General features: G+C 57.8%; 26 protein-coding genes. 15 read left to right on the top strand and 11 right to left on the bottom strand.

Annotated elements, in window-relative coordinates; all coding sequences use genetic code 11:
- The first annotated feature begins 199 nt into the window (after positions 1-199).
- The 11 genes from HYPDE_RS18880 (at position 200) to HYPDE_RS15110 (ending at position 10,236) form a co-directional block, all read left to right on the top strand.
- A complete protein-coding gene (locus HYPDE_RS18880; protein ID WP_244437690.1) occupies positions 200-541 on the top strand; it encodes a PilZ domain-containing protein in 342 nt (113 codons plus the stop codon).
- A gap of 560 nt (positions 542-1,101) precedes the next feature.
- Positions 1,102-3,432, top strand: a complete 2,331-nt coding sequence (locus tag HYPDE_RS15155) for a methyl-accepting chemotaxis protein (protein WP_015599391.1) — start codon at positions 1,102-1,104, stop codon at positions 3,430-3,432.
- Positions 3,432-3,893 (top strand): STAS domain-containing protein, encoded by a 462-nt coding sequence (locus tag HYPDE_RS15150; RefSeq protein ID WP_015599390.1) that lies wholly within the window; start codon positions 3,432-3,434, stop codon positions 3,891-3,893. The genes HYPDE_RS15155 and HYPDE_RS15150 overlap by 1 nt, the downstream gene beginning before the upstream one ends.
- A complete protein-coding gene (locus HYPDE_RS15145) occupies positions 3,890-4,255 on the top strand; it encodes a response regulator (protein WP_015599389.1) in 366 nt (121 codons plus the stop codon). The genes HYPDE_RS15150 and HYPDE_RS15145 overlap by 4 nt, the downstream gene beginning before the upstream one ends.
- Before the next feature lie 32 nt (positions 4,256-4,287).
- Positions 4,288-6,465 (top strand): chemotaxis protein CheA, encoded by a 2,178-nt coding sequence (locus HYPDE_RS15140; RefSeq protein ID WP_041320552.1) that lies wholly within the window; start codon positions 4,288-4,290, stop codon positions 6,463-6,465.
- Between the two features lie 5 nt (positions 6,466-6,470).
- On the top strand, positions 6,471-6,938 hold the full coding sequence (locus HYPDE_RS15135; protein ID WP_015599387.1) for a chemotaxis protein CheW: 468 nt from the start codon (positions 6,471-6,473) through the stop codon (positions 6,936-6,938).
- On the top strand, positions 6,935-7,822 hold the full coding sequence (locus HYPDE_RS15130; RefSeq protein WP_015599386.1) for a CheR family methyltransferase: 888 nt from the start codon (positions 6,935-6,937) through the stop codon (positions 7,820-7,822). Before HYPDE_RS15135 ends, HYPDE_RS15130 begins: the two co-directional genes overlap by 4 nt.
- The gene (locus HYPDE_RS15125; RefSeq protein ID WP_015599385.1) at positions 7,819-8,868 is read left to right on the top strand and encodes a protein-glutamate methylesterase/protein-glutamine glutaminase; all 1,050 of its coding nucleotides are present in this window, start codon (positions 7,819-7,821) and stop codon (positions 8,866-8,868) included. The genes HYPDE_RS15130 and HYPDE_RS15125 overlap by 4 nt, the downstream gene beginning before the upstream one ends.
- A gap of 10 nt (positions 8,869-8,878) precedes the next feature.
- A complete protein-coding gene (locus tag HYPDE_RS15120; protein ID WP_041320551.1) occupies positions 8,879-9,268 on the top strand; it encodes a response regulator in 390 nt (129 codons plus the stop codon).
- Positions 9,265-9,813: a chemotaxis protein CheD gene (locus HYPDE_RS15115; protein ID WP_015599383.1), complete on the top strand. Its 549-nt coding sequence runs from the start codon at positions 9,265-9,267 to the stop codon at positions 9,811-9,813. Before HYPDE_RS15120 ends, HYPDE_RS15115 begins: the two co-directional genes overlap by 4 nt.
- A gap of 90 nt (positions 9,814-9,903) precedes the next feature.
- On the top strand, positions 9,904-10,236 hold the full coding sequence (locus HYPDE_RS15110) for a hypothetical protein (protein ID WP_244437687.1): 333 nt from the start codon (positions 9,904-9,906) through the stop codon (positions 10,234-10,236).
- A gap of 6 nt (positions 10,237-10,242) precedes the next feature.
- Here HYPDE_RS15110 and HYPDE_RS15105 read toward each other — a convergent pair whose 3' ends face one another.
- From HYPDE_RS15105 to HYPDE_RS19715, 9 genes are all read right to left on the bottom strand, one after another.
- Positions 10,243-10,809, bottom strand: a complete 567-nt coding sequence (locus tag HYPDE_RS15105) for a hypothetical protein (RefSeq protein ID WP_015599381.1) — start codon at positions 10,807-10,809, stop codon at positions 10,243-10,245.
- Complete coding sequence (locus HYPDE_RS15100; protein WP_244437684.1) at positions 10,793-11,176, bottom strand: flagellar basal body-associated protein FliL; 384 nt, start codon at positions 11,174-11,176, stop codon at positions 10,793-10,795. Before HYPDE_RS15100 ends, HYPDE_RS15105 begins: the two co-directional genes overlap by 17 nt.
- A gap of 80 nt (positions 11,177-11,256) precedes the next feature.
- Complete coding sequence (locus HYPDE_RS15095; RefSeq protein WP_015599379.1) at positions 11,257-11,748, bottom strand: hypothetical protein; 492 nt, start codon at positions 11,746-11,748, stop codon at positions 11,257-11,259.
- Position 11,749: 1 nt separating this feature from the next.
- Positions 11,750-12,103: a rod-binding protein gene (locus HYPDE_RS15090; RefSeq protein ID WP_015599378.1), complete on the bottom strand. Its 354-nt coding sequence runs from the start codon at positions 12,101-12,103 to the stop codon at positions 11,750-11,752.
- A gap of 33 nt (positions 12,104-12,136) precedes the next feature.
- Positions 12,137-12,553: a hypothetical protein gene (locus HYPDE_RS15085; RefSeq protein WP_015599377.1), complete on the bottom strand. Its 417-nt coding sequence runs from the start codon at positions 12,551-12,553 to the stop codon at positions 12,137-12,139.
- Positions 12,546-13,310, bottom strand: a complete 765-nt coding sequence (locus HYPDE_RS15080; RefSeq protein ID WP_015599376.1) for a flagellar biosynthetic protein FliR — start codon at positions 13,308-13,310, stop codon at positions 12,546-12,548. Before HYPDE_RS15080 ends, HYPDE_RS15085 begins: the two co-directional genes overlap by 8 nt.
- Positions 13,307-15,400, bottom strand: coding sequence for a flagellar biosynthesis protein FlhA (flhA, locus tag HYPDE_RS15075; protein ID WP_015599375.1), 2,094 nt, complete (start codon positions 15,398-15,400; stop codon positions 13,307-13,309). Before flhA ends, HYPDE_RS15080 begins: the two co-directional genes overlap by 4 nt.
- A gap of 216 nt (positions 15,401-15,616) precedes the next feature.
- Positions 15,617-16,948, bottom strand: a complete 1,332-nt coding sequence (locus HYPDE_RS15070) for a UDP-glucose dehydrogenase family protein (RefSeq protein ID WP_015599373.1) — start codon at positions 16,946-16,948, stop codon at positions 15,617-15,619.
- Positions 16,949-17,358: 410 nt separating this feature from the next.
- The gene (locus HYPDE_RS19715) at positions 17,359-17,484 is read right to left on the bottom strand and encodes a hypothetical protein (protein WP_280109736.1); all 126 of its coding nucleotides are present in this window, start codon (positions 17,482-17,484) and stop codon (positions 17,359-17,361) included.
- Between the two features lie 507 nt (positions 17,485-17,991).
- Here HYPDE_RS19715 and HYPDE_RS15060 point away from each other — a divergent pair.
- Positions 17,992-18,258, top strand: coding sequence for a hypothetical protein (locus tag HYPDE_RS15060; RefSeq protein WP_015599370.1), 267 nt, complete (start codon positions 17,992-17,994; stop codon positions 18,256-18,258).
- 98 nt (positions 18,259-18,356) lie between these two features.
- Complete coding sequence (locus HYPDE_RS15055) at positions 18,357-19,529, top strand: ceramide glucosyltransferase (protein WP_015599369.1); 1,173 nt, start codon at positions 18,357-18,359, stop codon at positions 19,527-19,529.
- Positions 19,530-19,584: 55 nt separating this feature from the next.
- Here the strand turns inward: HYPDE_RS15055 and HYPDE_RS19755 are convergent, their stop codons facing one another.
- Both HYPDE_RS19755 and HYPDE_RS19750 read right to left on the bottom strand, forming a co-directional pair.
- Complete coding sequence (locus tag HYPDE_RS19755; protein WP_348226058.1) at positions 19,585-20,259, bottom strand: hypothetical protein; 675 nt, start codon at positions 20,257-20,259, stop codon at positions 19,585-19,587.
- The gene (locus tag HYPDE_RS19750; RefSeq protein WP_348226057.1) at positions 20,256-21,482 is read right to left on the bottom strand and encodes an alkaline phosphatase family protein; all 1,227 of its coding nucleotides are present in this window, start codon (positions 21,480-21,482) and stop codon (positions 20,256-20,258) included. The genes HYPDE_RS19755 and HYPDE_RS19750 overlap by 4 nt, the downstream gene beginning before the upstream one ends.
- A gap of 372 nt (positions 21,483-21,854) precedes the next feature.
- On the opposite strand from HYPDE_RS19750, the gene HYPDE_RS19645 reads away from it, so the two are divergent.
- Positions 21,855-22,076 carry a TetR family transcriptional regulator gene (locus HYPDE_RS19645; protein WP_244437683.1) on the top strand — a complete coding sequence of 74 codons (222 nt, stop codon included), beginning with the start codon at positions 21,855-21,857 and terminating at the stop codon, positions 22,074-22,076.
- 88 nt (positions 22,077-22,164) lie between these two features.
- On the top strand, positions 22,165-22,344 hold the full coding sequence (locus tag HYPDE_RS19640; RefSeq protein ID WP_015599367.1) for a hypothetical protein: 180 nt from the start codon (positions 22,165-22,167) through the stop codon (positions 22,342-22,344).
- Positions 22,345-22,480 lie beyond the last annotated feature (136 nt).

Raw genomic sequence — 22,480 nt, 5'->3', positions numbered from 1 at the left:
CGATATGAACAATTTGATGGAAATATCTTAACGTCGCCTTAGTCGACTTCGAACTTGTCGACTGTAGCAATCGGAGAAAATTGAGAGTTGGTATTCGCGAATTTTACGTCGCCATCGATACAGATATTTGAGGCTCGGGATTCAGATACAACACAGCGGTCCGAATTCATTTTTAAGGCAATCCGATGTTTTAAGGCCGATGCAAGTTATTCGCGCAATGGTCTCAATAAGCGGACTGAACGAGGAAGCTTTGCCTATAGATAAACAGCCGGAACGGCGGCAATTCGGTAGAAGAGCGGCGTTTAAATCCGCCGTAGTCATCTTGAATGATGGTCGGCGGCTGTCAGGGGCTGTTGTCGACTTTTCGGACGCGGGCGCGCGAATCAAACTTGCCGATGCGGCTCTTGTAGGGTCGGAATTCGATCTTGAAATTCCAGGCGACGATTTTGTCGTGAAATGTCGGCTTGCTCATGCTGAAGGCGTTTATATCGGGGCGCAATACATAAAACCCCCGCGCCGCATTTCCTGGTCGACGCGCTAAATGCGAGGGAATCAATCAAAGAGCCAAAAAGATGATTTTAAGAGTTATAAGCGCCGCGAGGGAGAATCGCCAAATTTTTGAGAATCGCTAATTTCGGGGGCAAGATATCGAAGAAAGGCAGTCATAAAAATAGCTGTAGAAAATAAAAAACATCATTTTTGCGACGTAAACGAATTCGATAACTTTGCGAATTATTTTTGCCGAACGGTTGCTTGATAATTGAAATCATAGGCATGACGCCGCGCAACCGTGTCGGCTACAACCCGACATGTTCCGGGCTTTGAGAAGCAGGAACAAGCTTATGGCGCATGCCCCATTATCACCGGCCCAAACGCCGGGATCCGCGAACTTTGGTGATCGAGATGATCATCAACCCAGTGCCGGTATCGCCCGCAGCGTGCCTAGTCCGCTTAGCAAGCATCGGCAATCGCGAGATCTAAGCCCCCTCCAGCAGCGCTGACGAATTGAAATCTTTGTGCGCGAGCCGCAAACGGCGGCGTGCGCCGTCCATCGATCGAAACGAGCCGCATCAACAGCCACCTCAAAACAGGTCAAAAGACATGGTCATCGGGTACATCAATAGCAAATGGTCAATGCCGCGTCGGCTTGCCCTCATATCGGCGGTATTCCTGATCCCGTCGCTTGGTCAATTGTATATGTACGCCGATCATCAGCTCGAACAGATCAGCGTGCTTCACAAGGAAATCGAAGGAGCGAAGCTTGCCCGAGCAGTTTGGGGCGAGATGGCATCGGATCAAAACGTCCGTACGGGCGTCAGCGGCGAGTTGGCGTCTCTCTCGTCGACCACGGGCCGAAGTCTCGGGGTTGAGTCAACGATCAACGCATTTGCCAATGCGACGAGCATCTCGGAAAAGAGCAAAATCGGAGCGGAGTTGCTGGTCGGCATTGCCGATGCTTCTGCAATCGCCGCAGATTTGTCACCCGATACCTATCGTGCCCAGCAGATATTCATTGAGTATCTGCCAGCCATCAAGCAGTCGTTGACCGGGCTCCACGACACACTCGGTTCGGCGCCCGCCGGGGAAGCTGCGCTGGCGATTGACTATTCTGCGCTCCATGATGCGACAGAAAGCCTGCGTAAGCCCCTCGCCGATCTTACGGCGACGGATGTCGCGAGCGACGAGAAACGCAACCTAGCCAATGCCGGCGTCCAACTCGTCGGCCAACTCGAACAGATAGCTTCGAAGATTAAGTCGGCCAATTATCAGCGCGCCGCCCTGGGATCGGAGATGCAGGATGCTGTGCTCGGAGCCAGCAAGACGACGAGCGCAATGGCTTCGGAAATGGCGGGGCTATATATCCAATTGGCTGAAAATCACGATAGTGATGCGCGCGCCACGCTCTATCGCACGCTCGCTCTCCTCATCGCAGCAACTGTTGCAGCCATTTGTATCGTAACGGCGATCTCCAAAGGAATCACGGCGCGGCTTGCGAGCCTCGTTCGCGCTATGGATCAGATCAGCCGAAAGGATCTCAGCGTCGACATCCCGTGTCTCACTGATTCCAACGAAAACGGCGAAATCGCTCAGACTCTTGCTCGCTTCAAGGAAGCCGCGGTCGAACAGAAGGCGATGACTAATGCAGCCGTTGAAGCTGCCAAGCAGCAGCAGGAGCAAGGCGATCACTATGCACGCGAACATGAGCGCTTCATGCGCGCTTTCACGGCAGCGGCAGATCGTATCGCCCGAGGCGATTTCTCGCACCAGATCGCTGAGAAAGTCATTCAGGAATATGAGCCGATCATCAACCAGATGAATCTGATGATGGGCCAGCTGGAGCAGGCTCAGGTCGCTAAACTCGAGGCCGAGAAACAAATCAACGTCGTAGTCGAATCGCTCGGTGCGGCTCTTTCCGAGCTCGCTGAAGGCGACCTTGAGACGGGTCTCTACATCGACGTCGCACCCCAGTTCGCAAAGCTCAAGGCAGATTTCAACTCCGCAGCTTCGACGCTGAAAAGCACGATCTCCCTCGTCAAGAAAGGCGCAGGCAGCATCAAGCTCGGAACCAACGAAATTTCGCAGGCTTCCGACGATCTATCGCGCCGCACCGAGAACCAGGCCGCGAGCCTCGAAGAGACGGCTGCCGCGGTCAAGGAGATCACCGATACCGTCAACAAGACGGCGCGCGGTGCAACGCATGCTCGTGAGACGGTGTCGATTGCGAAAGCCGATGCCGAGAAGAGCGGCGAAGTGGTTCGCAGAGCCATCGAAGCCATGACCGGCATAGAAAGTTCGTCTAAGCAGATCAGCCAGATCATTGGCGTCATCGACGAGATCGCCTTCCAGACAAACCTTCTTGCCTTGAACGCCGGTGTCGAAGCCGCGCGCGCTGGCGATGCAGGGCGCGGATTTGCGGTGGTCGCGTCGGAAGTTCGTGCGCTGGCTCAGCGCTCCGCGGAGGCGGCCAAGGAGATCAAGGGATTGATCTCAGCTTCGACCGGCCAGGTCGCGCAAGGTGTTCAGCTCGTCGGCGAAACGGGCCACGCTCTGACGCGCATCGTCACTCAGGTCGCCGAGATCAACTCGATCGTTACGGAAATCGCAGCGAGTGCCAACGAGCAGGCGCACGGCCTCGAGCAGGTCAACACCGCGGTCAACGAAATGGACCAGGTTACTCAGCAGAACGCCGCGATGGTCGAAGAAGCAACCGCCGCAACGCAAACATTGGCTCAGCAGACGGAGGAACTTGCAAACCTCGTCAGCCGATTCAAGACGGGCGACGATACCGTCGTCGAAATTGCTCCTCGGCGGGAAATGGCAAAGCCTGCAGCGCGCGCAGCGAAACCCGCGGGCAGGCTGAAGGTTGCTTCCAACGGCAGCGGTCGCCAGCACGGCGCGGAGACTGCCGATGCTGGCTGGGAGGAATTCTAATGCCGCGCGCAAAGCACAAATCTGCCGGCGCCGGCCGCCGACGAAAGAAGGCCGCTGCGAAAGCGGGTACCTCGAAGGCGGAAGCAGAAATCGTGACGTCAACGATGAATGCAAATGCAGTTGCCGCGCCTCCTCCGGAAGAGGCAGCGACCACGGAGATGCCGTCGAGCGAGCCGGATCGAGCTGCGCCAGCGCTAATGCTGCCGGATTGCCTCGATTCGTCGGCAGCTGCCGCGATCAAGGAGATGCTGTTGGCTCAGCGAGGCGACGCTCTTGTCATCGACGCGAGCCAAATCCGGCGCGTCGGCGTGCAATCGCTGCAAGTGCTCGTCGCCGCGGCTCGGACCTGGCAGAGCGACGGGAAGAGCTATCGTTTGGAAAATCCAAGTCCGGAATTTCTCGAGACGATTGCGCTCGTCGGATTGCCGCGCGAAGACCTGCTGCTCGAAGGAAATCGATGATGCAAACAATACTCACGGTCGACGATTCGCGCACAATGCGCGACATGTTGAGAATGGCGCTCGCCGAAGCAGGCTTCAACGTTTTGCAAGCCGTCGATGGTGTCGACGGTCTTGAAGTTCTCCAGAGATCCACACCGGATGTCATCGTAACCGACATCAACATGCCCAAGATGGACGGCTTCGGCCTCATCGAAGCGGTGCGCAAGGATAACCGCTATCGCAAAGTTCCGATCCTCGTCCTGACGACGGAAAGCGACGCCGCAAAAAAGCAGCGCGCTAAGGAAGCTGGCGCAACAGGGTGGATCGTCAAGCCGTTCGAGCCGACGAAACTCATCGCCGCGATTCGGCGCGTTGCGGCTTGACACGACAAGTGGGGGTGACAGTCGTGGATTCAATGGCAGCAATACGGCAAACCTTCTTTCAGGAGTGCGAGGAGCAGCTCTCCGAAATGGAGATAGGTTTGCTCGCAATGGATGAAGGCAGCACCGACTCCGAAACCGTGAACGCGGTCTTTCGCGCAGTGCACTCCATCAAAGGTGGAGCAGGGGCATTCAAGCTCACGCAGCTTGTACAGTTCGCTCACACGTTTGAAACGGCGCTCGATTTTGTCCGGAGTGGAAAACTCACGCCGACGCCGGAAATGATGAAAATCATGCTCCGCGCTGCCGACGTTCTTGCGGATCTCGTCGAGGCATCGCGGGATGGCAGAGAAATCAATGAGACAAGCTACGAGACTGTTGCCGCGGATATAAAAAGTCTGACGCTCGTTAACGGCGAGGAGGAGGTCGAAGAGCCCATCGACTTCCAGCCGACGGTTATAGATTTTGGACTTCCCGAAATATCTATTGAACCAGCCTCTGAGGAAGCCGGAGCATCGTCTCACGAATATCGCATCAACTTCACGCCACGTCCTGAACTCTATGCGAACGCCAACGAGACTGCGCTCGTCTTGCGTGAATTAAATCGCCTCGGTGTGATGGAAGCGGCCTGCGATGTTTCGGCATTGCCGAACCTCGAAAACATCGATTCGAACGGAGCTTACTTCTCGTGGTCGATTCGCCTGACGTCCGAGCGCGATATCGCAGAGGTGCGCGAAGTTTTTGAGTTCGTCGAGGGTGAAGCCGATCTCTCGATCGAAAGCGACGGTCAGCCGGAAGTCTCCGATGCAGACATCGCAGCACTTCTGGCGATGGCTCTCGGAAGTTCGCCAGCCGCGGAACCGATGGTGACATCTGAAAGCCCTGCGGATACTCACGAGCCGGAAACCGCCGCTGCTGCTGCACCCGCATCGGCGGAAGCCCCCTCGGCGCTGACGCCTGTCGGTGAGGCCCCCAAACCAGACGCTAAAGCGGCGGCCATCCCTTCTCAGACGACGATCCGAGTCGAATTCGATCGCGTCGATCGGCTCATCAACCTTGTTGGTGAGCTTGTCATCAACCAGGCGATGCTCTCGCAGCGCGTTATCGAAGCCAATTTCGCAGGGTCCTCCTCTGTCGTCATCGGGCTTGAAGAGCTTGAGCAACTGACGCGAGAGATTCAGGAAAGCGTTATGGCGATCCGCGCACAGCCGGTCAAACCGCTGTTCCAGCGCATGTCGCGCATCGTGCGCGAGGTCGCTGACGCCACCGGCAAAGAAGTCCGTCTTAAGACCGACGGTGAAGCGACCGAAGTCGACAAGACCGTTGTCGAGCGTCTGGCCGAACCGCTGACGCATATGATCCGCAATGCCGTCGACCACGGCATCGAATCGCCTGAAGCGCGTCTCGCTGCGGGAAAACCGGCCGAAGGCGTGGTGCGTCTGACGGCGGCGCATCGATCGGGCCGTATCGTCATTGAGATTTCCGACGATGGCGCCGGCATCAATCGCCATAAAGTGCGCGCGTCTGCGGTCAAAAAAGGCTTGATCGCGGCAGATGCGCAGCTTTCCGATAGTGATATTGACAATCTGCTGTTCCTGCCGGGCTTCTCGACCGCGTCTACGATCTCGAATATTTCCGGCCGCGGCGTCGGCATGGACGTCGTAAAGCGCTCCATCCAGGCACTCGGCGGACGCATCTCGATTTCATCGCGTCCGGGCCAGGGCTCGACGTTCTCGATGAGTCTGCCGCTCACGCTTGCAGTCCTCGATGGCATGGCGGTTTCCGTTGCTGGCCAAACACTCGTCGTTCCGCTGACAGCAATTGTCGAAACCCTGAAGCCGAAGAGCGCGGATATTCACGCGCTTGGCGCAGAAGGCCGGGTCATGGCGATCCGCGACACCTTTGTGCCCCTGATCGACGTCGGAACGCAGCTCGGATTTCGCGACACCGCAACGCAACCCGAAAGCAGCGTCGCAATCCTCGTCGAAACAGGCGGCGGCGCAAGGAACGCGCTGCTCGTCGACTCGATCCAGGATCAGCGGCAGGTCGTTATCAAGAGCCTGGAAGCAAACTACGGCACCGTCGCAGGAATCGCGGCAGCGACCATCCTCGGCGATGGGCGCGTCGCTCTCATCCTCGACGTCGACGCGCTGGTAGCGGGATCATTTGAAGAATCGCTGTCCGGCGAGCTTCGTTATGGAACGGGAGGTTAGGGGTCGTGCAAGAGAACGAGCTGGCAGCCAACGCTGCAAACAATGAATTCGTCGCGTTTCGCGTTGGTGCGCAAGAGTTCTGTATCGATATCATGTGCGTGCGGGAAATTCGCGGATGGACGCCGGCAACGCCTTTGCCGCACGCACCTGCATATGTCCGCGGTGTCATTAATCTGAGAGGCGCCGTCCTTCCCATCGTCGATCTTGCGATGCGCTTCGGACTGGGGCTCACGGAACCGACGCCACGCAGCGTGATCATCGTCGTTCATATCCATCAGCAGATCGTCGGCCTGCTTGTCGATGCCGTATCCGATATTCTGACCTCATCGGAAGCGTCGATGCAGCCGACGCCGGATATCGCATCCGACATGGCAAAGACGTTTGTAAAGGGCGTCTACGCCGTGGATGGCCGCATGATCAGCATCGTGACGCTCGATAGCGTTCTGCCGATTAGCGCAAAGGCCGCGGCATGACACCGGCGCTTCAGCGTTCGTCGACGAGGCCTACGGAGTTGCTCGTCACAGGCGAGTTCGCCTTCTCCGCGGCAGACTTCCGCGCGATTGCAGAGATCGCGAAGGCTGAAGCGGGTATTGACCTGCCTGAGTCAAAGGCGACACTCGTCTACTCTCGTTTGGCGAAGCGGTTGCGAAGCCTCGGTATCGCGACGTTCGCAGAATATTGCAATACGGTACACAGCAACGATCAAGAACGCAGCAGCATGATCGCCGCGCTGACAACGAACGTGACGCGATTCTTCAGAGAGCCGCATCACTTCGAATATCTGCGAAATAATATCCTTGAGCCTCGGGCAGCCCACGTTCGCAAAGGAGGTCGCCTCAGGCTCTGGTCGTCTGCCTGCTCGACGGGTCAGGAGCCATACTCGATGGCGCTCACCGTCCTGTCGGTATTTCCCGATGCGGCGGAGTTGGATATCCGAATCCTTGCGACCGATCTCAATCCGAATGTCGTCGCACATGGGAAACGAGGTCAGTACCGCAAAGAGGAGTTGGCAGATGTTCCGCAAGCCATGCGAAGCAAATGGCTTGAAGCCGTACCGGGCGATTCCGATAGCATGCGCGTCTCGGATGCCGCGCGCTCGCTCGTTGCATTTCGCGAGCTCAATCTGATGGGTAGTTGGCCTTTTAAAGGGCCATTCGATGCCATCTTCTGCCGGAACGTTGCGATCTATTTCGATCACGATACGCAGGGAATGATCTGGGGACGCTTATCAAATCTACTCGCGGACGATGGCGCTCTCTACATCGGGCACTCCGAGCGCGTGTCCGGGTCGGCGCTGAAAGTTCTGACAACCGACGGCGTTACCACCTACCGTAAGAAAAGCGAAACGCACCGATGAAAAAGATTAAGGTTCTGGTGGTCGACGATTCCTCGACGATGCGCGGCTTGATCGCGACGGCTTTATCGTCTGATGCCGATATCGAAGTTGTGGGCCAGGCGGAAGATCCATTGCAGGCCCGGCAAGCTATCAAGGCCCTCAATCCGGATGTCGTAACGCTCGATGTCGAGATGCCGAATATGAGCGGTCTCGAATTTCTTGAAAAGATCATGAGGCTACGGCCGATGCCGGTCATCATGGTGTCCACGCTGACAAGCCGTGGGGCCGACGAGACGGTGCGGGCCCTTGAAATTGGCGCCGTCGACTGCATCGAAAAGCCAAGACCGGGCAATGAACACAATTTTGAAGAGTTGCCGTTCAAGGTCAAGATCGCTGCAGCGGCGCGCATTCGCCCGCTGACGACGGAAAGCGATCGGCAAAAGGTTGCAACCGAAGCTAGAGCCGCACACGCTCACTATGCTCCCGACGGACGCGTGCTCGCGATCGGCGCATCGACAGGCGGTGTCGAGGCGCTCATCGAACTTTTATCGCATTTCCCGGAGAACTGCCCGCCAACCGTCATCGCGCAGCACATGCCGGCATCTTTCACGAAAAGCTTCGCAAACCGCCTCGATAGGATCTGCCCGGCAAAGGTGCAGGAAGCTTCAACTGGAGCGAAGCTCGCGCCGGGGCACATCTTCTTGGCTCCTGGCGGTGCGCTGCACCTCGAACTTTCCGGCGCAGGCGACATGCACTGCCGGTTGCGGCCCGGCGATCGCGTAAACGGACACTGCCCCTCGGTCGATGTTCTTTTTGAATCCGTGGCGCGCACGTGTGGGGCACGCGCGGTAGGCTTGATTCTGACGGGTATGGGCCGCGACGGCGCATCCGGACTTTTGTCCATGCGCAAGGCAGGAGCCCGCACGTTCGGCCAGAACGAATCGAGCTGCATCGTCTACGGAATGCCGAAGGCAGCGTTCGACCTCGGTGCAGTAGAAAAGCAGTTGCCACTCGACCGCCTCGCGGCGGCAATAATGTCAGAAACGTCAACAATCAAGAAGCACTAGGAGGCCAATCATGCCCTCAATGCAGCAATTATCGATCATGGTCGTCGACGATACGTCCGTCAGCCGCGCGCTGCTGACCGATGGCCTCGACCAGATCGGCCTCAAGTCGTTCAAGGTCGCCAAAGACGGCGAAGAAGCGTTAAAGATGATGATGACGGCACCATGCCATCTCGTCATATCCGACTTCAACATGCCGAAAATCGATGGAATTCAGCTCCTGCGCGCATTGCGCCAGCATGGTCCGACGAGCAAAGTCGGTTTTATTCTTGTAACGGGCAAGGGCGATAAGGCGCTTATCGACGAAGGAAAGAAGTGGGGTTTGAATAATTTCCTCGCCAAGCCCTTCACTGTTCCGGCACTGAAGACGTGCATCGAGGCCGTTGTCGGAAAGCTGACATGACTTCGGCGATAAAGAAAGACAATCGCGTCCACATCATCCAAGGCGAGTACTTCGTTGCCGACGACAGGGATGTCATGGTGACGACGATCCTCGGCTCATGCGTCGCGGCGTGCATACGCGATCCCTTGGCGGGCGTGGGTGGCATCAATCACTTTCTTCTGCCAGGCACGAACGCCAGGACAAAAGGGGGGGAGGCCGAACGTCTCGGTGTCCATCTGATGGAGTTGCTTGTGAATGGTCTGCTGAAAGCCGGCGCTCGCCGTGATCGGCTCGAGGCCAAGCTCTTCGGCGGTGCCCGGACGGTCAGGAGCCACAACGATATCGGCAAACATAATGTCGAATTCGCCGAGCGCTTTCTTCGAGATGAGGGCATCGCCCACGTCGGGGGCAGTACCGGCGGGCTGCAGGGGCGAAGGATTCAATACTGGCCGGTTTCAGGACGTGCTCGGCAAATTCTGCTGACCGGTACGATGGAGATCGAACGGCCGGCCGCCGGATCGGCTCCGGCCCTCGTCAGCAATGCAGGCGAGTTGGAATTGTTTTGAAATTTTTATGGAACGCAGGACAACATGAGCGGCGATAAAAAAAATATGAATGATGGAGCACTTACGCTCGTTCCGGTTCCGGAGGTCTTTATGACCGTGAGTCAGGAGATCCGGCTGCTATCCGATGGTGTCAACGATCTCCAGGAGTTGATCGGCAACTTGGTTGTCGCGGGGGCGTTCGGTGGCTCGCACTCGCTTTACGAGTTGCAGTCCCTGGATCGCATCTCGCAAAGCCTCGATGCGATTTCCGATTATCTTGGCGGCGCTTCAAAATTATCTTCGCCAGCCTGGAAGATTGATGTCACCGAAGCGTCTCGCTGCGTAAAACTTGCCGAAGTCAGCGATCGCCTGAACGGCATCAAGCGAGAAGGCGCGTCTCAAGACAGCGCCGGAGACTTCGACGATTTCGAACTGACGGCCTGAAGCCGCTCAAGCGCCGACGAATTCACGAGCGGCGTCGAGCGATACGAAGCGCCGGCGCCCAACCAGCGTATCGATCTCGATCGATCCGTCATCGAATTCCAAGAACTCGCGCCCTGCAAGCTTTCCGCCGATAAAAGGTTTTCTGGGGGCTGGTGCCGGAAGAGGCGCAGGTTGTTCCGAAGTCATTGTGCGCTGGTCTAGAAGCGGCCTTTGATTTGCCGCTCCACCGGAAGCAATGCGAACGGAAAACCGTCTGCGTTCGATCAGCGGCAGAAGCTTCATTGCGACGGCCGCGATAAGAATGCTCTGCGCCACGGTGAGGGCCATTAGGCGGTGAATCCAAACCGCCGGCGTATCGGAAAGCAATGCCGAGTAGCCTGTAACGAAGACGATCGCCGAAATTATGCCAAGGCCCGCAAGGACCGACAACGCGGTAACGCCGCTCGGTGTTGCCGATCGGCTAGTTTGCAGATCGGCAAGCGCTTCGTCGACATTGCGCAAATTCAGCGCAGCGGCCAGTTCGGAGTCACGCAATACAGCCTCGAAGGCAAAGCGGTCATTGAGCGCGTTCATGGCTTCTCATCATGTCCTGCTTGGAAAGATACGTCCAACTGTCGATCATCACGTCTTTGACGACATTGCGACCAAGCCGCTCATTCGTACCCGAGGCGATGTTTTCGGACAGCTCCTTAAGAGCATTCTTGCGCCCTGCTTTGATGTCCTTGGGTGTCGTTTCGTAGATCAGCCGGAAAGCTTCATCCGCCACAAAGGCTTCAGGTTGAACCGAACTTTCTCTGACCAACTCCGAATCGGCCGCGAATTGCAGGCGCGTAACGACGTACCCAAGAACTTGCCCGTCCGAAAGAATGGGGACGCTTACCATGGGTGTCTTCAGGATTTGCAGTTTCCGGTTCTCGTCCTTGTTAGGCTCTGCGCTCATGGAAGATTTCCATGTAACGGCTCCGTAGACACCGCCGACGGTCGAAAGGCACGCGACGAGGCTGAGCAGGATCATCCGAATCACGGCGCGTTCCTATAAGGGCCGATATTGCGCGTATAGGTGCCATCGGACTCGGCATTCTGGATCGCTTCGGACAGCATGGCCGCAATCTCTTTGACGGCATCGAGGTGAAGCCGGATTTTCCTGAGGTTCACGGCGAGCTTTTCGCGGAAGGTCGCAAGACGGAGTTGGAGATCCGCATTGACGTCGGCCTTCTGCAGTCGCCGAAGAGCTTGATTGAGATCGAGAAGGCCCTGGCTTTTGCGGTCGTTTGACGTCTTGAAATCGAATTTGAGAGACTTGCTCAACGCTTCCGTCTCTTCATCGAGATAGCCTTCGATGCGCGCAATGACGGAAAAAACAACCGCCCGGGCGACATCGGGATCCTGAGCGCCCGCGCGCGGCAGCGTAGGCCGCCGGCCATTAGGAGAAGCAAGTCCCGCCAGCGGCGCTCCGGAACGCGCCATCGAAAGAGGCGCTTTTATTTTTTCCTCGAGTGCGCCGGTGCTCATTCTACTTATCCTTAAGTCGATCGATTTCGGATTTGAGGATCATGTTCGCAATACCGACCGTCCCCGTCTTGGATAGTGTCGTTGCGAGGGTATCTGTGAACATCGAGCGCCACATCGTGCCGGACGTTCCTTCGCCGAACAGCCCTTCGGAGTCCTTGGGCATGGATGCGTCGAGCATCTGGCGCAGATAGACGGCCTCGAACTGCTGCGCGACATCTTTTGCCTTATTCGTCGCCGCCGTGCCGCCATGCGAGCTCGGTGTGGCGGCGTTGGCAGCAGTCTTCGTCGGCCGGACGGTTTGTCCAGCCGTCCAGGTAGCTAGGTCGGCGGCCGAGGTGCGAAGTACGGCAGACATCGAAAAAAATCATTTCTAACACGGAAGATCGGTTCAGATTGAACGCGGAGACTTACCCCGGCCTTGCGCAGCAACCGATTCCTTAAATTCAAGCAAAGCCTCAAGCTCTGCCTGTTCGCGTTTGCGAGCCTCTTCGCCTCTTGCTTCGGCAAGTAAACGACCTGCGCTCCTCCCGCGGGCTGCCGCTTCGGCGTATCGCTTGAGCGCGATTTCGCGTTCGCGCGACAACTGTTGGATGCGCCGCTCCAGGCGACCGACTCGGCTCGACAGGAGCGCGGTGAAAAGACCGTTGATGGTCGAAGGGTTTTCGAGGCTTCGAAGAATGTCATCCTGGGTCGCGCGGAGCGAAGCTATCTCTCGCGTCAACTCGCTGACGCGCACACGCTCCACGGTTTCCAGGTCGTGGAACACATCGGCGAGACGGCGCAGTTTCTTTATGGCGCTAGCCATGTTGCCCCAGCGTTGTGATGGCTTGCGTCACGAGGGATGAGAAAATGCTGAGTATCCCACTATCGACTTGCAGTAGAATGAAGAGTCCCCCGAGCACGACAAACGGCGTCGATACAAAGTAGGAAGGAATCTGCGGAATCATCTTGTTGAGGAAGCCGAACGCGAGATTCACCATCACCGAATAGACTACGAGCGCCGCACTGAGCTGCAAAGTCAGCTTGAATGCCGAGCCGAATGTCGAAACGATCATCGAGAGATTGGGAGGCGTGGCGAACTGCGATCCCACTTTGAGTGTCTCATATGAGTTCTGCAGCATCCTGATGATAGCCACGTGGAGATTGGCAATGAAAAACAGGACAGCGGCCGGCATCGTTACGAATGCCGAATAAGGCGTCGAGGGATCGTTTCCTTCGATCGCATGTGAGAATGCTGATCCGTAGCCTGCGAGGTTTGCCATTCCGATGGCCGCAAATTCGAGCGCGAGGTAGAAAATGCGAACGATGAAGCCGAGAAAGAGTCCAGCCAGGCTTTCGGTGATGATGATCGAGAGTAGCTCATCGGCCGGACCCGCTATAACCGGCCGCACATCGTCGTAGACGAGCGGCATGATCGCGAGTGCGACGGCAATCGCGACGAACAGGCGAAGCTGAACGGGGATGCGATCGCTCGAAAAGCCCGGTAGCACCATGAAGCATGCGCCAACACGGCAAAATACGATAAGCGGTACGAGGATCGTTTGCTGCGTCAGCTCGCTCATGAAACCGAGCCAAGCGATTGGATTTGCACCCCGCGACTGATCTCGAGATGCGACAGAACCGGGAGTGTTCCGTAAAGTCGTTCGGTGACGGTATGGACGTAGGGCCGCGTCTCGGCTGCCGTCACAAGAACGAACTGGTGGCCTGCATCCATCAGAGGCTGAACAACACGTGCAAGATCGCCACCGAACTGCTCGATGAGGCGAGGGTCGATGTCGAATTCTATGACCTCGCCCTTGGCATCGCGGCGCAAGGCCTGATGGAACGCAACTTCCCACTTGTTTCCAAGCCGGACGATCTTCAGATAGTTGTTGTCGCTGAGATCGCCGCAGATTTGCGAGGCGAGTCGCATCCTGACGTGCTCGGTGATCTGCTCGGCCTTGCGCGAAAACGGTGCAATTTCTGCAACTGCTTCAAGGATAAGATGCAGGTTGCGAATGGAGATCCGTTCCGCAAGCAACATCTTTAAGACGCCTTGAAGCCCAGAATACGAAATTTGCGACGGGCAGATTTCTTCGAGCAGCTTGCGGTACTCGGGATCGAGCCGATCGAGAAGCGAGCGCAAGTCACGATAGGACAAGAGTTGCGCAAGGCTGTTTCGTATGACCTCGGCGACATGCGTCAATAGCACGGAAGTATTTTCGACCGGCACGAAGCCGTCGCGCTTCAACGCGTTCGTGAAGATATCGGGCACCCAGATCGCCTTCATGCCGAAGGCTGGCTCCCGCGTCTCATCACCCGGCGTCTCGGGTTTCGGACCGTCGCCGACAACGACGAGCACATCGCCGAGTCGAAGCTCAGCGCTGGCGACGACTGTGCCGTGCACCTTGATCTGATAGCTTTTCGAGGGGACCGAAAGATCTTCCGCCAGTTTAATCTCCGGCACGACGAAGCCATATTGCTTCGCAAACTTGCGGCGCATCTTCGCGACGCGCTGTGGCAGATCGCTCGTCGGACGCATCAGGACGGTCGAAATCTGCCTGCCGAAGCAGATCTCGATTTCTGTCGTCTTCAGTTGATCGCGAATGGATTGCCGCGATTGCTCTTCCGGTGAAAGCGCTTGATTGGCTGTCTTTGCCGTCGCGGCGGCACGCGCGCCAGCTTCCTTTTGGCGCGTAAGACCTATGCTGATGAATGTCAGCATACCGCCGATGGCCGCGAACGGCAGCAAGGGTAATCCGGGAGCCGTGGCGAGAACGGCCATGACGCCGCCCGCAAGCAGCAGCGCCCGAGGATAGTTGCCGAACTGGCTGATAATGACGCCTTCGGTCGAGCCTTGCGTACCGCCTTTGGAAACGAGCAGGCCGGCCGCAAGCGACACGATCAGAGCCGGCATTTGCGTGACGAGACCATCGCCGACCGACAGCTTGACGAAGGTATCGAGCGCCCGCTCGAACGGCAGGTCATGGCGCGTCACGCCGATGATCACGCCACCGAAAATGTTGACGGCCGTGATGATGAGACCCGCAATTGCGTCGCCGCGAACGAACTTCGAGGCACCGTCCATGGCACCGAAGAATTGGCTTTCTTCTTCGAGTTCCCTGCGCCGGCGGATCGCTTCCTTTTCGTCGATGGCGCCCGATGAAAGGTCGGCGTCGACGGCCATTTGCTTGCCGGGCAGCGAGTCGAGCGTGAACCGCGCGCCGACTTCCGCGATACGCGTGGCGCCTTTGGTGATGACGACGAAATTGACCGTGACGAGAATGATGAAGACGATGATGCCGATGACGAAATCGCCGCCCATCACGAACTGCGCGAAACCCGCGATAACGTGCCCCGCGGCGGTTGGCCCTTCCGCACCTTGAGAAAGGATCAAGCGCGTCGTTGCAACGTTGAGCGCAAGCCGCAGCAGCGTCGCGATCAAGAGAACGGTCGGAAACGCTGAGAATTCCAGCGGGCGGCGTATCCACAACGCGACCATCAGGATGACGATCGCGAGCGCAATAGACAGCGCAAGCCCCATATCGATCATGAACGAGGGCAGCGGCAGGAAGAGGATCGTCAGAATAGCGACGACGCCGACCGCCAGACCCGCGTCGCGCTGGCCTAATACGAGTCCGATGCCGCCGTCTGCGGTTTTTGTTGCTGCCATAAACAGGGTCCCCGGTGCGCTGCTTCGGCGAGCTTGCAATCTGAAGCTTGCGCGAGGTCGTCGCCGGGGCGAAAACCCGGGCCTGATCAGGTCGGTGCTGCCGATTCGCCTCGGCAATCAGCGCGTTGGCGCTGACAAGTATCGGCAACCTGTCGCGAAGTGGCGACTACAACTCACATGCTGGCGGCGCGGCCGATAGTTTGTCTGGAGGAAAGATCAACCCGCCTTCTGGCTGGCGGGAGATCGGCCACGGCCGACGCCGGTATATGCAATCCCAAGATCCCGGACGGTCGCGGGGTCCAGAACATTGCGCAGATCGACGATCGTGCTGCCGGCCATGCGCGATTTGATCGCCTCAAGATCAAGGGCGCGAAATTCGTTCCACTCGGTGACGATAACGAGCGCATCGGCGCCAGCGGCGGCGTCCTCTGCGTTCTCGCACCACACGACGCCCGGAAGCATCGGCTCGGCTTGGGGGCGCCCTTGCGGGTCGCAGACCCTGACGGTTGCGCCCCGCTCCTGCAGCATCGGGACGATCAGCAGACTCGGTGCGTCGCGCATGTCGTCGGTGTTCGGTTTGAACGTGACTCCAAGGATAGCGATGGTCTTGTCGCGCACCGATCCCCCCGCCGCGGTCTCGATGCGCACCGCCATGGCGAGTTTGCGCTCATGGTTGACCCGTTCGACCTGCTCGATGATCGAGACTGGAGAGCGCGCTTCGCGCGCCGTGCGGATGAGAGCCGAGACATCTTTGGGAAAGCAAGATCCGCCGTAGCCCGGGCCGGGATGCAGGAATTTGTCCCCAATGCGCCGGTCCCTGCCGATAGCAGATGCAACCTCCTGCACATCCGCGCCGACAGCCTCGCAGACGTCCGCGATCTCGTTGATGAAGCTGATCTTGAGCGCGAGGAACGCGTTGGCGGCGTATTTCGCGAGCTCTGCGGATTCGCGTTCGACAAACATGACGGGAGAACCGCGCAGCGCCAACGGCTTGTACAATCGCTCCATGACATCGCGGGCGCGAAGGTCGTCGGTGCCGACAAGCACGCGGTCGGGATGCGTGAAGTCCTGAATTGCGGAGCCCTCGCGCAGAAATTCCGGATTCGAGCAGACCGCTACGTCCGCATCGGGCCGCTTGGCCTTAAGCCGCCGTTCGATCTCGCGGCTTGTGCCGACCGGAACCGTTGACTTCGTCGTTATGACGGTGAAGCCGTCCAGGTATTGTGCAGCCTCCTCGACCGCCGAGAAGACATAGGAAAGATCGGCATAACCGTCGCCCCGCCGCATCGGCGTTCCGACAGCGAGGAAAACGATGTCGGCATTTGCAACGGCTGTTTTGAGATCGTCCGTGAAAACCAACCGGCCGACTCTGACGTTGCGCTCCATCAGCGCTTCGAGGCCAGGCTCATAGATCGGAGACTTGCCCGCTTTGAGAGAGGCCAACCGGTTGGGGTCCTTATCGACGCACGTAACGGTCCAGCCGAAATCCGAAAAACAGGCCGCCGAAACGAGCCCGACATAGCCCGCTCCGATCATGCAAATCTTCATAGATCCCCCTAGGGCGCTTGGAAATTCGTCCTGCAGCAACGGCTTAGCATAAAGAGTGTCCGCGTTGGACAGCCGGTCACATCAGGTGCGAGATTTCATTCAGAACCGGTGTGGAAAGCAATCCAATTCTTCTTCTTTTACTTTATGCACCGGCTCCGCTTTCTTGGTCTTGCCGACGCGCAATTGCGGCGGCCGCGGTGATTTCGGAAGCGACTTGCGCCGCGTCATCAAACGCTAAGCCTCACGCCACGCCGTGGGCTCCGCACGATGGAGACCGCCATGAATTACCCGATCACGAATCGCCTGCAAGCGCCAACCGAGACTCTGACCGGTCTTGCGCCAATGCGCTGTTGTTGCGGCTACTGAGCCCGTAAGGGCAGTTAAGGTCATTCACTCAAACAATTCGAATATCAGAGGATGTCGGCGTCGGTGCCGACAAGATATGAATCATGTCCAAATCTTACGTCATCGAGGTCGGAGACGACCAGGCAGGAGTCATCATCCGTGAAGACGGTGAAAGCGAGTATCGCTTTCACGCGGCACTTCGAAGCTACCACGCGCTTGAAGGGCGCCGTTTCGCGAACGCCCTATTGGCAGAGCGGGCGGCAATTGCGCACGCCGTGAGCCGCAGACGCCGGCGTCACTCGGGCATTGCTTTGGAGGGGTATCGCCATGACCGAACGCTATAGCTATTTCTTAAGGCTGCGCGGACGACCGAAGCGAATCAAAAAGCGGGTTTCTCGCGAAGTCTATGTTTTCTCGCGCAAGCAGAAGAGCGGAACTCCAAATAAGCAGCCCGTATGGGATCCGATACCCGCGGTCGCAGCTGTCGGTCCGGCAGCGGACTTCTAGCATCCGCATCCAACACACTCCCTGGACCTGCTCGCTCGCTAGGAGCGAGCAGAAACTTAAACCGGCGCTTTGCGAGTGCCGGTTTTTTTACAGGCACACAGCCTATACATCGTAGCTACATATATCTGCCTTGACACCCGACGCGCCGATCGACGATTGAGCTACTTCGACATTACGGGCGAGCGTCTCGCATGGGCGACCATTTCTGGCCGGCACTTTACCCCGGCATCATCGTTGGGCTCCTTTATGGCCTGTCATTGCGAGGCCTGCCGGACATTGTGCTCGGCGCACTTGGCGGCCTCGTTGGTTCAGCGCTCGCCTACTGGGGCCTGGTCACCGCGGGTCTGAACGAAGGCCTGCCGTCCGTTGCCGGTATGGTTGTGCTCGCGTTGCTCGGGGCCTATGGCGCAACGTCTGCCTTTGCACGCATTTTGAAAAGGCCGCCGGCCGGGAAGTGAATCGGTCACGCCCAAGGTGTCATGCATCCGTCGCCGATTTATCGTCGAAATTTCATCAAATCCTGAAATTCAGCGACAGGTTTTGCGACGGAGGGACGATGGCCGGGTTAGCGACGGCGGCACTAATCTTTTGCGCGCTGGCGACGGCAATACATCTTATTACTATCGCTCTTGCGTTTTCGCGTGTCCTTTCGCGCAAAAGGCCGAGCGAATCAAAGTCGGTGCCGGTTAGCATTATCCGGCCGGTCTGCGGCATAGATCATTTCGATATATTAACGCTGCGCTCGACGTTCGAGCTTCAGAGCGACTCTTACGAAATTATCTTCTGTGCCGCTCGCGAAGGCGATCCTGCCGTGCCGCTCGTGCGCAAGTTGATTGCGGAAAATTCGCAGATTCCTGCAAAATTGCTGATCGGTGATGACCGGCCGACGAGCAATCCAAAGCTGAACAACATCGTCAAAGGCTGGGAAGCCGCGCGCTATCCCTGGATTGTGCTCGCTGACAATAATGTCCTGATGCCCCCGGACTACCTGGACGATCTGTTTGCGAGCTTCGGATCTGGCGTTGGGCTTGTATGCTCGCCGCCTGTCGGCAGTCATCCGATTGGGTTCAGAGCCGAGCTCGAATGCGCATTTCTCAATACCTACCAAGCGCGCTGGCAATCGGCGGCAGACGCCGTCGGCTTTGGTTTTGCACAAGGCAAATCGATGCTCTGGCGGCGCGATATTCTCGATGCAGTCGGTGGCATTGAAGCGCTGGGGCGTGAAATTGCCGAGGACGCCGCCGCAACAAAGATCGTGCGTGCTCGTGGTCTGAATGTGCGTCTCGTCGACCGGCCCTTCGAGCAGCCGTTGGGACTGCGCAAACTGCGTCAGGTTTGGGATCGGCAGGTGCGCTGGGCGCGCCTGAGGCGCGCGACGTTCCAGATTTTCTATGTGCCGGAAGTTTTTGCCGGGAGTTTCTTTCCGATCTTGGCGGGCGTCGCTTCTGCGGCGAGTTTCGACGTCGATCCGAGCATAGCCCTTTTCGCACTCGCTGGAATTTGGTTCGGTGCCGAGGCCGTATTGGCTTTGGCCGCAGGCTGGCATCTCAGTATGCTGTCTCCGCTTTCGTGGATCGCAAGAGATCTGCTGCTGCCGGTGCTATGGCTCGAAGGATGGTCGGGCGATACGTTCGTCTGGCGGGGCAACGACATGAGCGTCGCGAAGGGGCAAGAAATCCCTCAAGCGTCATCCTGCCACGCGCTGGTGACGACCGGTGACGTAAACTGACGAAGCTCGAAGCGGCTTTGACCTCTCGGCGTAGATCCCGTGGCGAGGGTCTGCCTTACTTGCCCGCCGCTAACGACGCGTCCGCCTCCGTTTTCAATCCGACTGGGCGCCCTTCGAAGCCCGCGGCGTCGAAATATTTCGTATCACCGACTGCCTGATAATTGAGAGTAGTCCGCAATCCCGACGCGGATGGCGCAGAAGCGAGTGTCTTCCGTTCGAATTGCGGCACGATCCCGCCGCGAAATGCTTCAGCCAATGGTCGGCCGACAAGTTTCCCATGGCTTTCCGGCAGCAAGCCTAAAATAGCAACGATCGTTTTGCCGATGTCGGCGTTGCTTGCCGGTGCAGGGTCGACGAATCCATTCTTGAAATCCGGACCGTACGCCGCCATGAAATTTTCCGTATCGGCGCGGCTGAAACTGCCATGCATGCCTTGACCCTGCTGCAGGCCGGTATCAGCGATTTCGACTGCGCACGTTGAGGGCTCCGCACAACCGGTCGTCGTACTCTTGAAGTTGATGATAATCGACGGCCTGAGTCCCAGAGACGAGCCGCTGAGATTGATTGCCGAGAGCGGCAAAGTCCCGGCAAACGAACCAAGCGCATCGTCGACGAAAAGGCCGCTTACATAGTCCTGCGCCAACAAAGCATCGATGGCTTTCTGCACGAGCACCCGATCACCGCTTGGCACGTAGATAAAGTCCGAACCGCCATTGGCGGCGACGATCAACTGCGGAGCGGCCGGATCCTCACCGATAAACCCGTTCGCATCGTGCGGATGCTTTCCCCCCTCGATGCGGCCGGATCCTCACCGATAAACCCGTTCGCATCGTGCGGATGCTTTCCCCCCTCGACGCGGGCGTTGTCATTATCGGGATCCCACAGCGGCAGGTTCAACGCTGTCGCGAGATCGATAGCAACAAATCCTGGAGGCAGATACGACGCGGGAACGTTCGTATAGCTTGCCTTTGCAGCCGGACTGGTCTCGCTTTGCTTCGATATAGTTGAAAATCCGTGATCTGCGGAAACGATAATGTCGGTCATTGTGGCCAGTCCGAGCGTGTCGAGCGCTGCGCGGATTGCCGCGAGATTGCTGTCGGCATTCCGGATCGCGGCAAGCGACGTCGGTCCGTTTATGCCCGGTTCGAGCTTCAGGAAGCTGTCGCCTTGGTTGTGTTGCGTTCCATCCGGGTCGCGCGACCAGAACACGACGACGAACGGCTTCCCGTCATTCCCGAATTTGGGAAGAACGATCTTGGTCAGCACGTCGGCGAAATAAGCCTGCTGCGTAACGTTCGCAACGTTCGTCCCGGATTCATGCGCGTTGCCGTGCTTGCCGTTATCACCACGGGATGGTGCGACGACGGGAGGGTTAGCGGCTTTCAAGGCGTCGCTGAGCCACGACGCGAGCGGTATCCCGGCTTTCGATCCGGTGGCGTCGTCTACGATGACGCTTTCACCCCCATCGCGTGAGGTATGATCGAAAATGAGAGTCGGCCCGAGCTTTCCGATGGCCGCTGTATTGAAGCCAGCCCGATGGGCGACGTGGAGAATGGTCTCTTCGTCGATGAAATTTCCGGAAAAGTGTTCATCGATATCACCGAGAATATCGTCATTTTCGATGAAGGCGATCCGCGCGGATTTGGCAGATCTTATCGGGAATCCCGCATAAAGCACATTCCCGAAAACGCTGGTATCGCCAAGGTGATGACCGGTCGCCATGCCGCTCGAATTGGGCATCGTGAACGTCGGGAATAGAGAATGGCTATTCGCAAAATTGACGCCAGTATCGCGAATTTCGGCAAGTGTCGGCGCGGTTTCTTGCGTGACGATCTCGGCCCGCAAGCCGTCGGGAACGAACAGGATGACGTTATGGCGGGGAGGATCCGCCATCGCGGAGGAGAGACCCGCGAACACCACAAAAACGGCCGTCGGGCAAAATCGCATCATCATAGCGCTCAACTCCTTCGAGATCAGCCGAACCTCGTATGACGTTCGCGCGACAGTTTCGTGACAAGCTGCGCAGGTTGAAACCTCGCGTAAATTTGCGGAGAAACTTCGAAGTCGAGTCTAGCTAACGAAGCAAATATGCACACCGATGACGAATCTCGAATTTATGCGTGTGAGCATCGTCACGCTCAGCCGTGCACCGGAAGCGCCGAGCGTGCCTCTACCAATGTTTGACGCACTCACGCAGACGCAACCGGTGCATTGCCCAATGGAGAAGGAAAATGCCTCGAGGTCTCGCGCAAGGAAGCGGATCGGCATCGTGAGGCCGTTGTCGAAATCGCATCCCGGCTATTTCGGGAGTATGGTGTCAACGGCGTGAGCGTCCCGGCCCCGATGGCCGAGGCGGGGCTGACGCATGGCGGTTTCTACGGCCACTTCAAATCCAAGGAAGTCTTGGCCACAGAAGCTTGCGCCCGAGCTTTCGATGAAAAGCGCTTGGAGTACGACAGCATTACTGCACGCCACGGCAGCGACCATGGTGCAGCGCGGCTCGAATTCATTAAGCGCTATACCGGAAAAATCACCGCGACGCGGTAGGGCTTGGCTGCCCGGCGGCAGGCATATGCGGAGATATTTCGCGCAAAGATAAGACCCCCTGCACGCTGCATTCGCCGCTGGGATCGCCATGATGGCGGAAAAATTGCGGGTTCTCTTATCTCCGCGCAAGAAGGCGCTCGCCCGTGACGAAACCCTGGCGCAAATTGCGATGCTCGTCGGAGGGTTAATGCTGGCGCGGTCAACGAAAGGACACGCAATTTCGGAAGAAATCCTGCATGCGGTTCGAGTGGCACTCATGAAGTCCTGATCGGCGATCGCCAGTACCTCGTCGGCAAACCCTATCTCTGGAAGGTAGCCTAATCGGTGTTGGCGAAGGAACTATTATCTTCGATTTCGCATCCAAGCTATGACTGTTCGCCATTCGACAGACGGAAACCGGGATA

Source organism: Hyphomicrobium denitrificans 1NES1, from assembly GCF_000230975.2.
Lineage (GTDB): Bacteria > Pseudomonadota > Alphaproteobacteria > Rhizobiales > Hyphomicrobiaceae > Hyphomicrobium_B > Hyphomicrobium_B denitrificans_A.
Note: the sequence above shows the minus strand (reverse complement) of the source record. Positions and strands in the feature narration are given on the sequence as shown.